11 protein-coding genes are annotated in these 10,828 nt (G+C 69.8%); 6 read left to right on the top strand and 5 right to left on the bottom strand.

Annotated elements, in window-relative coordinates:
- Nucleotides 1-703 (bottom strand): IS630 family transposase (locus tag ABTY04_RS39140; protein ID WP_352218200.1); only part of this gene is annotated, 703 nt, incomplete at its 3' end.
- Between the two features lie 71 nt (nt 704-774).
- A complete protein-coding gene (locus ABTY04_RS39145) occupies nt 775-2,010 on the bottom strand; it encodes an IS701 family transposase (RefSeq protein WP_352218209.1) in 1,236 nt (411 codons plus the stop codon).
- A gap of 166 nt (nt 2,011-2,176) precedes the next feature.
- On the opposite strand from ABTY04_RS39145, the gene ABTY04_RS39150 reads away from it, so the two are divergent.
- Nucleotides 2,177-2,509: a type II toxin-antitoxin system PemK/MazF family toxin gene (locus tag ABTY04_RS39150; RefSeq protein WP_352218201.1), complete on the top strand. Its 333-nt coding sequence runs from the start codon at nt 2,177-2,179 to the stop codon at nt 2,507-2,509.
- A gap of 262 nt (nt 2,510-2,771) precedes the next feature.
- Here the strand turns inward: ABTY04_RS39150 and ABTY04_RS39155 are convergent, their stop codons facing one another.
- Nucleotides 2,772-4,076, bottom strand: a complete 1,305-nt coding sequence (locus ABTY04_RS39155) for an IS701 family transposase (RefSeq protein ID WP_352218210.1) — start codon at nt 4,074-4,076, stop codon at nt 2,772-2,774.
- 636 nt (nt 4,077-4,712) lie between these two features.
- The gene (locus ABTY04_RS39160) at nt 4,713-5,381 is read right to left on the bottom strand and encodes an ArsR/SmtB family transcription factor (RefSeq protein ID WP_352218202.1); all 669 of its coding nucleotides are present in this window, start codon (nt 5,379-5,381) and stop codon (nt 4,713-4,715) included.
- An 84-nt stretch (nt 5,382-5,465) separates the two neighbouring features.
- On the opposite strand from ABTY04_RS39160, the gene ABTY04_RS39165 reads away from it, so the two are divergent.
- The 5 genes from ABTY04_RS39165 (at nt 5,466) to ABTY04_RS39185 (ending at nt 9,668) form a co-directional block, all read left to right on the top strand.
- On the top strand, nt 5,466-6,830 hold the full coding sequence (locus ABTY04_RS39165) for an MBL fold metallo-hydrolase (protein ID WP_352218203.1): 1,365 nt from the start codon (nt 5,466-5,468) through the stop codon (nt 6,828-6,830).
- A complete protein-coding gene (locus tag ABTY04_RS39170) occupies nt 6,827-8,089 on the top strand; it encodes an MFS transporter (protein ID WP_352218204.1) in 1,263 nt (420 codons plus the stop codon). The genes ABTY04_RS39165 and ABTY04_RS39170 overlap by 4 nt, the downstream gene beginning before the upstream one ends.
- 168 nt (nt 8,090-8,257) lie before the next feature.
- Nucleotides 8,258-8,527, top strand: coding sequence for an SHOCT domain-containing protein (locus tag ABTY04_RS39175; RefSeq protein ID WP_352218205.1), 270 nt, complete (start codon nt 8,258-8,260; stop codon nt 8,525-8,527).
- Nucleotides 8,524-9,165, top strand: coding sequence for a hypothetical protein (locus ABTY04_RS39180; protein ID WP_352218206.1), 642 nt, complete (start codon nt 8,524-8,526; stop codon nt 9,163-9,165). Before ABTY04_RS39175 ends, ABTY04_RS39180 begins: the two co-directional genes overlap by 4 nt.
- Nucleotides 9,166-9,191: 26 nt before the next feature.
- A complete protein-coding gene (locus ABTY04_RS39185; RefSeq protein WP_352218207.1) occupies nt 9,192-9,668 on the top strand; it encodes a DsrE/DsrF/TusD sulfur relay family protein in 477 nt (158 codons plus the stop codon).
- 2 nt (nt 9,669-9,670) lie between these two features.
- Here ABTY04_RS39185 and ABTY04_RS39190 read toward each other — a convergent pair.
- On the bottom strand, nt 9,671-10,828 hold a 1,158-nt coding region (locus ABTY04_RS39190), incomplete at its 5' end, for an IS110 family RNA-guided transposase (protein ID WP_352218208.1).

Here is a 10,828-nt window from a genome sequence, read left to right on the forward strand (position 1 = left end):
ACACGCAGAACACCTTCGCGGTGAACTTCCCGGGGAAGACGGTGAACCACAGCGCGCCCCGGGAGGCGACCGCGGACATGATGTTCACGCGGAAGCGCCGGCCGTTGACTCTCACGATCGGGGTGTGCCCGGCCGGCGCCCAGGAGCGGCCCGGCGGTGCGGTGTCGGAGCGCAGTCCGCACTGGTCGGCCCAGACCAGCTCGGCCTTCTCCGCTCGGGCCCGGGTGGCGATGGCCGGGTACTCCTCCTCCAGCCACGCCCGCACCTGCTCGTCCTGCTGCCGGCAGGAACGGCGGGCAGGCCGCTGCGGAGTGAAACCGTGCCGGCGCAGCCACTTGCCCACGCCCTGCTCAGTCATCGACACCCCGCACACCAGGCTGATCAGCGCCTTCACCGAGGCCCGCGTCCACAGCACCCCGCTCTGCCCGATGTCCGTCGGGGTGTAGTCCCGCATCGCCCGCAACACGGCCCCGCGCGCGGACTCGCCGATCAACTCGCCCTTCCCGGCACGCGATTCACGAGGGGCAGCCAATACCGCCCGCCCGCCCTCGGCTCGCACGGCCCGCCACCACGTGCCCACCGACCGCTCGGAGACCCCGAACACCTCCGCCGCCTGGACGTACGTCCGCACCCGCCCCGACTCCAGCGCCGCAACCACCCGCAACCGCAGATCCTCCTGCGCGGCAGGCGACAGACGACGCATGTCCCGATCCTCGCTCACACCCCACCAACGATCAGGAAACCCATCAGTTTCGCCTCAATAGATCGCGATCTTCATGCTTGAGTGGCTTGTCGCTGGTAGTGGCTGGTCTGGGACCGGGCCTGGTGGCGGCGTCGCCAATGGGACCAAACGAGCCGGTGGGCCATGTCGTGGACGAGCCGGACGGCGAGCGTGTTGAACAGGTGCTGGATCTCGTTGCAGGTGAGCGGTATCAGCTCGTCCGGGCCGGGGTGGCGGGTGTGTTCGTCGGCGCGGACGACGGCGAGGAAGGCATGGGCGAGCATCGCGAGGGTGACCCAGCGGTGCCAGGACGTCCAGCGTCTGACCTGGTGTTCGTCCAGTCCGGCCAGGCCCTTGCCGGACTGGAAGGTCTCCTCGACCGTCCACCTGCGTCCGGCTACCTGCACCAGGGTGGACAGCGGCGCCTGGGTGGCTGAGTAGCAGCGGTAGAAGGCGAGTTCGCCGGTGCGCCGATTGCGGCGGACGAGCAGCTGGTGGTGGCCGGGTCGGTCGTCGGTGATGTCGGCCAGAGCCCAGTCGTAGAAACGGTGGCCCTTGGCTCCGGCCCCGGCGGAGAGTTTCTGCCAGGCCCGCCTCGGCAGCTTCTTGACCAGGGTGTCGGCGCGGAGCTTGCCCGCGCGGGTGGTGATCTGGTGGTCACGGGCAACGGCGAGGACGTAGCCGACCTGCCGTTCCTCCAGTGTGGTCCGCAGGTGCGGGTTGCCTCCGTAGACCTCGTCGCCGGCCACCCAGGACGCGGGGACGCCGGCGTCCAGGGCGCGGCCGATCATGCGGGCGGCGAGTGCGGGTTTCGTGGCAAAGCCGACGGTGTCGGGTATCCCGGCGGCCCGGCAGCGGGCCGTGTCCTCGGTCCAGGAACGCGGGACATACAGTTCCCGGTCGATCACCGCGTGTCCGCGCCGGGTGGAGTAGGCGAGGCAGACGGCGACCTGGCTGTTCTCGATGCGTCCGGCGGTGCCGGTGTACTGGCGCTGCACGCCGACCGTGGCGACGCCCTTCTTGAGGTCACCGGTCTCGTCGACGACCAGTACCGCCGTGGTGTCGTGCAGGTGCTCGACGACGAAGCCGCGGATATCGTCGCGGACCGCGTCGGCGTCCCACTTGGCCCGCGACAGCAGGTGCTGCAGGCCGTATGGGGTCGCGTCCCCGGCATGCTCCGCGAGCGTCCAGCAGTTCTTGCGCGGCAGCTCTGACAGCAACCCGAGCACCAACCGCCGCACCCGACGCCGTGGTTCCACCCGGACGAACCGTCCCGCGATCCGGCTCATCAGGACCTCGAACGTCTCCTGCCAACGGCCAGGATCTATGCTGTGACCTGCGGCCACCGGATGATCTTCAGTCTTCACACACCGATGATCAACGATGGCCGCACCCGTCTCCCCAACGCGTCAGGGCCGCGCAGCGTCCACCTGCCGTTCTGTGCCAGGAGGACATGTGCAACGTGGCGAAGTCTGGTGGGTCGCGTTCGACGAGCGGCGGCCGGTCGTACTGCTATCGGGAGACGACACGTCCGGGATACAGGTGATGCAGGTCGTCGCTCCAGCGGGCGTCGACATCAGCGGTCTGGGCGTCGAAGTGGCAGTAGGCGCCAGGGACGGACTGCCCTTTGAAGGCGTGCTGCGGATCGCGTTCCCGCGTCCAGGCCTTACCCCTTGCACGTGGCTGACCACAGTGACCCGGGACGACCTGATCGAGCAAGCGGGCGTCCTGTCCTCCGCGAAGCTCAGCGAGATTGAGGATGCCCTCCATCTCGGTGGACTCGGGTAGGCGGAGAAGGAACGGACGCCCCTGATGGCGTGGTCGATCTCGTCCAGACGATCGATGCTGGCCACCTTTCTCCTCGGCGCCACTCAAGCATGAAGATCGCGATCTACAACTGGAGTACTAACCCTTCAGTTGTAGATCAGTTTCAGTTCGCGGGCACGGCGTCTTCGGTGGTGCTCGTTGGCCACGGCCTGGTGGTGTCGTCGCCAGCGGGACCAGTACAGGGTGTGGATCAGCGGGCCGTCCGGCGGGGGTTGCGGGAGGATCAGTGCGAGGAGCTTGCGGATCTCTGCCGCGGTGTACGCGATGAGCGGGAAGAGGCGTGTGGTGTCCTCGGCTTCCCCCCTTTGACCTGCTCGTCAGCGTCCCTGGCCGGGCTCGTGCTGTGATCGGTCGCCTCTTCCTCGTGCTCGTTGCCGCTGCCTGCGGCTTGGACGGCCAGGAATGCGGCGGCGAGCATGGACAGGGTGATGTGCCGGTACCAGCCGTGCCAGCTGCGGACTTCGTAGTCGGCCAGGCCGCACTCGTGCTTGCCGAGTTTGATCGCGTCCTCCACCCGCCAACGCGCGCCAGCGACGTGGGCCAGGTGCTCGGGCGTCGTGTCGGCCGGGCCCCAGGCCAGGTAGTAGTCGTGCCGGCCTGCCGGATCTTCTGGGCGACGGCGGGCAATCATCCACCGGCACCACCACCTCTCGCCGCCCTCGCCGGTGCCGATCGGCAGGTCCGGGTCCGGGACGCGACTGATCCACCATTGCCACCAGCGTGAGCCGGCCGTGCTCGGCCCGGCCTCCAACAGTCGCCACTGGTCCTGGTCCGCCTGACTGGCCAGGAGGGCGATGCGCCGCCATCCGGGTTGGGGCAGCACCGTCTGCGCGGTCGGCACGTTGACCACGTACGGTATCCGGTGCTCCTCCAGGAAGGCACGGAAAGCGCCGTCACGGCCGTACACCTCGTCGGCGGCCGCCCATGTGCCGTGCGGGCACTCGGGCCAGATCCGCTCGATCATCTTCTCGGCAAGGCGGGGCTTGGTCGCGAAAGCGACCGCCTCGGGCACGTGCGCGGCCTCGCACCGCGCCCGGTCCTCGGTCCACGGGCGCGGCAGGTACAGCTCCCGGTCCACCAGCGCCTGCCCGCGTGACGTGGCCCAGGCCGCCATCACCCCCACCTGGCAGGGGAAGACCCCGCCCAATGTGCCGCTGAACTGCCGGGCGACACCAACCGAGGTGTCGCCCTTCTTCGCGAAGCCGGTCTCGTCGACCACCAACACCCCACCCGCGCCATCGGCCAGGCCCGCCATCGCGTAATGACGGACCCGATCGCGCAGCTCATCCGCCTCCCAGCGGGCACGGTCCAGCAAGTGCTGCTGCAGCCAGGGGTGGTCCCACCCGGCGTACTCAGCCAGCTGCCACCCGTTCTTCCGCGACACGGGCCCCAGCAGTCCTCGCACACACGCCCGGGCCCGGCCTCGCAGATCCACCCGCGGGAAGACATCGCCGATGCTCAGGAGTAACTCCTCCAACTTGTCATCCCAGCAAGCGACTTGTGCAATATCTGCTGCCCACGCGTCCATGCCCGACACTTACCCGCAGGCTGCGATCACGGAACTGGGCTAATCCCGTCTGGGGCTGAGCGAATCCCTTGCTGCCGGATACCGAGCCACTGCTCTGGGCGGGGCGCACCTTCTGTGGCTGAGGTCGAACTCGTTGAGCAGTGGTGCTGATGATCCTCAGGCTGCCGGTTAGGGCCTGTTGCGAAAGTGGATCAAGAGGCGGGTCCGGCCTCGGAGGATGTCTGATCTGGCCAGCCTCGTGACAGTGCGAGGCGGCCGGATCGGAGGGCCTCGCGTTGTTCGGCGACCCATTGCGCGATCTGGTCTGCCGAGTGACGGCGGTCTCCGTACTACGAGGCCATTGACAGCCCGGGATGCCCCTGCTCATCTTGGTGCAGTTCAGATCTGTCTCATGAGGTGTCGCTCGGGCTGATGAACGTGTCCTTGGAGCCCTTCAGCCCACTGCTATCTCTCGTCTCCCGCGTTGTCTCACAGGGAGATGAAGATGCTGTTGTTCTCGGTGGACTCGAAGATGGTGATGAACCATCTGGAGAGTCTCGTGCTGTGGGGCGAAGAAGCGGCCGGGTTGCTCCACTGGGGTGGTGGCGTTGTAGTCCAGGTAGACCGGGCCGTCGGCGAAGGCGGGATGCGCGGGGATCACGCGGCGGCCACGCTGTCCACGGGCAGCTCGGCCAGCCGCCACTCCAGCATCCCGTCGGTCAGCCGGAGGGCCTTGCGGCCGTGGGCGTGCAGCAGGCGTACGGCGTCGTAGGCGAGGACGCAGTAGGCCCCGCGGCAGTAGGCGACCACCTCGGCGTCGGTCGGCAACTCCGCGATCCGCTCGGCGAGTTCCTCGACCGGGATGGACAGGGCTCCGGGGATGTGTCCGGCTGCGTACTCCTCGGCCGGGCGGACGTCGAGGACGACGACCTCGCCCGCCTCGGCGCGGGCCAGCAGTTCCTCGCGGTCGACCTCGTCCGCCTCGTCGGTGCCGAGGTAGGCGGTACGGGCGGGTTCGACGCCGGCCTGATGGGTCTGGGCGACCTGGCGCAGCAGGGCGTACAGGGCGGCGACGTCGTCGCCGGCCAGGCGGTAGTGGATGCGTACGCCGTCGCGGCGGGTGGCGACAAGCCCGGCCTGCTTGAGGGTCTGCAGGTGCGCCGAGGCGGTGGTCAGGTTGAGCCCGGCCGCCTTGGCGAGCGCGTCGACGGGGCGCTCGCCCTGGGCCAGCAGATCGAGCAGTTCCAGGCGCTTTCCACTGCTCAGCGCCTTGCCGGTCCGGGCGAAGGCGTCGTACAGCGCGGCTTTGCGCGCGGGGTCTCCCATGGCATCCTCCATCAATCCATGGAATATTGTAGCTAAGGGTGGGTGCTGAAGCGACCGCACCTGCACTGACACCTGGAGGACCTGATGGGTTTCGCCGACGATCACCTGATACCGCTGATCGATGAGGGGCTGGGCAACAGCTCCTACCTCATCAACCTTGGTGACGGCCGCGCCCTGGCGGTGGATGCGAGCCGCGATCTGCGCGCACTCCGTACGGCTGCCGGACGGCGCGGCCTCAGGGTCGCCTTCGCCGCCGACACCCACCTGCACGCCGACTTCCTGTCCGGTGCGGTGCAGCTGGCCGCAGACGACGGCGCGACCGTGCTGGCCTCTGCCGCCGGACACCGAGGCTTCCCCCACACTCCGCTCGCCGACGGCGACGAGACCGACCTCGGCGGCCTCACCCTGCGGGCGCTGGCCACCCCCGGCCACACAGACGAGCACGTGTCCTTCCTGCTCCTGGACGGTACGCGCGAGCTCGGCGTGTTCACCGGCGGTTCCCTCATCGTCGGCTCGGCCGCCCGTACGGACCTGCTCGGCGCCGACCGCGCCGAGGAACTGGCCCGCGCTCAGTACCACTCTCTGCGGCGCTTGGCCGAACTGCCGGACGCCACCGCCGTGTGGCCCACACACGGCGCCGGATCGTTCTGCTCCGCCCCGCCCGGCGCTGAGCGCACCACCACCATCGGCGCACAGAAGCAGGCCAACGCGCTGCTCGCCGCACCGGACGAGGACACCTTCGTACGGCAGCTGCTCGGCAGCCTCGGCTCCTACCCCGCATACTTCGACCGGCTGGGCGAGATCAACCGGCGCGGTCCCGCCGTCCTCGACTCCGCCCCCGCACTTCCCGCACTGGCCATGCACCAGGTCCGCGACCTGCTTGGCTGGGGCGCCCAGATCGTCGACGTACGCCCCGTCGCCGATTTCGCCGCCGGCCACATCCCGGGAGCGATCTCCATCCCGCTGCGCGATCAGTTCGCCACCTGGCTGGGCTGGCTGCTGCCCAACGAGAGCCCGCTCGTCTTCGTCACCGCCCCGGGGCAGGATCTCGCCGAGATCGCCTGGCAGGCCATGAAGATCGGATACGAGCGGCTGGCCGGACACCTTGAGGGTGGCATGGCCGCCTGGACCGCCGACGGCGGGCGACAGGAACGCATCGAGCTCCTCGCCGCCGACCGAATCGCCAAGCGCCCCGTCCTCGACATCCGACAGGCCGCCGAGCACACCGCCGGGCACATTCCCGACGCGGTCCACATCGAACTCGGCGACCTCGCCACGCGCGCCGACGAGACCCCGCAGGGTGCCGTTGTCGCCTGTGGGCACGGCGAGCGCGCCATGACCGCCGCCAGTCTGCTGCAGCGGGCCGGGCACCGCGGTCTCGCCGTTCTCGACGGCGGCCCCGGCGACTGGGCCAAGGCCACCGGCCGCACCCTTGAGGAGGGCGCGTGACCACCGCCCGCACCGCACCCGCTGACAGCGGCATCCGCCTCGGACTGCGCGCCAATCTCGCCCAGTTCGCCCTGCTGGTCGCGGTCAACGCCCTGGTCGGCGGCATGCTCGGCCAGGAGCGCATCGTCCTGCCGCTGCTGGCCGACGATGTCTTCCATCTGTCTGCCTATACCGCGGCACTCACCTACATCGTGGCCTTCGGCGCCACCAAAGCGATCACCAACTTCTTCGCCGGCACCCTCTCCGACCGCTACGGCCGCAAGCCGGTCCTGGTCGCGGGCTGGCTGATCGCCCTTCCCATTCCCGCCATGCTGGCCTGGGGCCCGTCCTGGGGCTGGATCGTCGCCGCCAACGTCCTGCTCGGCGTCAACCAGGGCCTGACCTGGTCCACCACCGTCATCATGAAGATCGACCTGGTCGGCCCGGAACGCCGCGGCCTCGCAATGGGCTTCAACGAGGCCGCCGGCTACCTGGCCGTGGCCGCCACCGCCATGGCCACCGGAGCGATCGCGGAGCACGCCGGGTTGCGGCCCGAGCCGTTCCTCCTCGGTGCCGCCTATACCGCCCTCGCCCTGGGCCTGTCGGTCTTCGCCGTCCGAGAGACCCGCGACCACGCCCGCGCCGAAGCCGCCCGCCACCCCGCGCAGGACGGCGCGGACGCGGACTTGACCACCGGACAGATCGCCTGGCGCACCAGCGTCCACGAGAAGGCGCTGTCGGCCGCGAGCCAGGCCGGGATGGTCAACAACCTCAACGACGCCCTCGCCTGGGGAATCTTCCCCCTCCTGTTCGCCGCCCACGGCCTGTCCATCGCCCAGATCGGCATCCTCGCCGCCCTCTACCCTGCAGTCTGGGGCGCCGGCCAGCTCCTGACCGGCTGGTGGTCCGACCACATCGGCCGCAAGCATCTGATCACCACGGGCATGCTGCTGCAGGCCGCCGCCATCGGCCTCGTCGCCGCCGGCACCACCTTCGGCGTCTGGGCAGCGGCGCAGGTCCTCCTCGGTATCGGCACCGCCCTGGTCTACCCGACCCTGCTCGCCGTCATCGGCGACGTCGCCCACCCCGCCTGGCGCGCCCGCGCGGTCGGCGTCTACCGGCTGTGGCGTGACGGCGGCTTCGCGATCGGAGCCCTGCTGGCCGGAGCCCTCGCCGACGCCTACGGCCTGCGCCCAGCCATCTGGGCCATCGCCGCGCTGACCGCCGCCTCCGGGCTGCTGGTGGCGGTGCGGATGTACGAAACACATACCCGGGCCTGACTCCGTCCAGGGCCCGGCACCCACCCCCGACCGCCATCCCAGGCGGCTTGGGGGCGAGAAACCACCCGGAAGTGAGGTACCCCGAACGGACCGGCGGCGGGACCGAAGGACCCTGGCACCCGGCTCCCGTCCGCGAAGAAGCTGAGAAGAGGGGGGAACGCCCTGGAGGTGAGAACAGTGATGTACTGGAACGGCGGCTGGGCCTGGATGGCCTTCATGCCGTTGCTGTGGATCGCGCTGATCGGCCTGGTGGTGTGGGCGGCGGTCCGCCTCACCCAGCACCCTTCCGGTCACGACGAGGGCCACGACCGCATGCTGCCGCCGCGGGAGAGCCCGGAGGAGATCCTCGACCGCCGCTACGCCTCCGGCGAGATCGACACGGAGACCTACACCGAGGCACGCAAACACCTCGCCGCTCAGCGGCCGAGGCAGCGATGACCGGGCGGCTGCGCGGCCGGAGGCTGCCGATGGCGGTGCTCGTCGCCGCGCTCGCGGCGCTGATCACCTCACTCGTGTGGGTCGCGGGCAGCGACACCTGGCGGTCGGACGGGCGGCCCGGCACCGGGACGATGATGGGCACGGTCTCGGGCACGGGACCGGTGCGCAGCCTGGCGGACGCGGACCGTGCGGCGGGACGCTTCGCCGACCGGTGGAACCTGCGCGTCGGCGAGGTCATGCGGTTCAGCAACGGCTACTACGCCGAACTCCTCGACCCCGCAGGGAACGGTGCCACCGAGGTCCTCATCGACCCGGGCAGCGGCACCGTCCAGCTGGAGTTCGGCCCGGCCATGATGTGGAACACTGCCTACGGGATGATGCCCGCCCGCACCACCTCCGCAAGCGCCGCAACCACCCCGGACCAGGCGGTGCGGATCGCCAACCGGTGGCTGCGGGACAACCGCCCCGGCCTGCACGCGGCCGAGCCGGACCAGTTCCCCGGCTACTACACGCTGCACACGCTGCGCGGGGACGGAATCGTCGGCATGCTCTCGGTCAATGCCACCAGCGGCGACGTCTGGTACCACACCTGGCACGGCCGCTTCCTCCAGATGCAAGAACACCCAGACACCCAGTAGCCCATGCCTCATCCCGGGAGGCCACCGTGAGCCGCAGCGTCCTGCTGATCCTCAACGACCCGCCGTACGGAACCGAACGCTCCTGGAACGGTCTGCGTCTGGCCGGCGCGCTCGCCCGGCGCGAGGACGCCGAGGTACGGGTCTTCCTGCTGGGCGACGCCGTGGGCTGCGCGGTCTCCAACCAGAAGGTGCCCGACGGCTACTACCACTTGGACCGGATGATCGAGTCCGCCGCCCGCCATGGCGCCGAGGTGGGATGCTGCGGCACCTGCCTGGACGCCCGCGGCATCACCGGAGGACCACCTCACCAAGGGCACCCACCGCTCGACCCTGGAGGAACTGACCGACTGGACCCTGTGGGCAGACCAGGTCGTCACCTTCTGACAGGACGCGCCATAGCCAAGACCGAAGCAACGCCGTCGCCCTGGGCGCGGGAACCGGCGGCATCATCGCTGGCCGACGGCTGCGCCAGCTCCTCAACCCGGCTGGCTTCCCGATGCTGATGTCAAGCCGCTTCGGTGACAGGAGGTGTGACTTGGTAGCACCTTCCGTCACGGATGAGAGCCCACAGTACGTTGACGCGACGGCGTGCGAGCGCGATGACGGCCTGCGTGTGTCGCTTGCCTTCCGCCCTCTTGCGGTCGTAGAAGGCTCGGGAGTTGGGGTCTTTCTGGACGCTGATCAGTGCGGATGTGTAGAAGACGCGTTGCAGGCGCCGGTGGTATCGCTGTGGGCGGTGGAGGTTGCCGCTGACCTTGCCGGAGTCTCGTGGTGCCGGGGAGACGCCGGCGAAGGCGGCGAGCCGGTCCGCGGTGGGGAAGGCGTCCAGGTTGCCGCCGACAGCGGCGAGGAACTCGGCGCCGGGAATCGGGCCGATGCCGGGCATGGAGATGATCACGTCGGCCAGTGCGTGCTCGTGAAACCGGCCCTCGATGAGCTTGTCGGTCTCGGTGATCTTCTCGTTGAGGGTCATCACCTCCTCGGCCAGGGTGTGGACCATCTTGGCGATGGCCTTCTCTCCGGCGACTGCGGTGTGCTGGCGTTCGGCGGCCTCGACGGCCGTCGCCGCCAAGGCGTCGGCGCTGCGGACCTTGCGGTTGCGCAGCCACGTCGTCAGCCGCTTGGCTCCGGCGCGGCGGATCGCGGCCGGGGTCTGGTAGCCCGTGAGCAGTCGCAGCGGCCCGGTGTTGCCGAGGTCCAGTGCCCGTTCCAGGGCGGGGAACATGCTGGTCAGCAGGGCTCGGAGCCGGTTGGTGACGCGGGTGCGGTCGGCGACGAGGTCCGCGCGGTGCTCGGTCAGCAGCCGCAGCTCGATGACGGCCTCGTCGTTGAGGCGGACGGGCAGCAGGTCTCGCCGCATGCGGGCCTGGTCGGCGATCACGTGGGCGTCGCGGGCGTCGGTCTTGCCCTGTCCGCGGTAGCTGTCGGTGGCGCGGTTGACCGCGACGCCGGGGATGTAGACGAGTTCCTGGCCGTGGCTGGCCAGAAGGTTGATCAGCAGGCCGGGCTCGCCGCCGGTCATGTCCAGGGCCCAGGTCACCGCCCTGCCCACGGCGAGGTCCAGGACGTCGGCGATCAGCTGGAGCAGCTCCGGCTCATCGCTGGCCACGCGCCGCGAGAGCAGTGTGTTGCCCTCTGCGTCCATGACCAGGGTGTGGTGGTG

The sequence above is a fragment of the Streptomyces sp. NPDC097981 genome (genome assembly GCF_040302565.1).
In the GTDB taxonomy this organism is placed as follows: domain Bacteria; phylum Actinomycetota; class Actinomycetes; order Streptomycetales; family Streptomycetaceae; genus Streptomyces.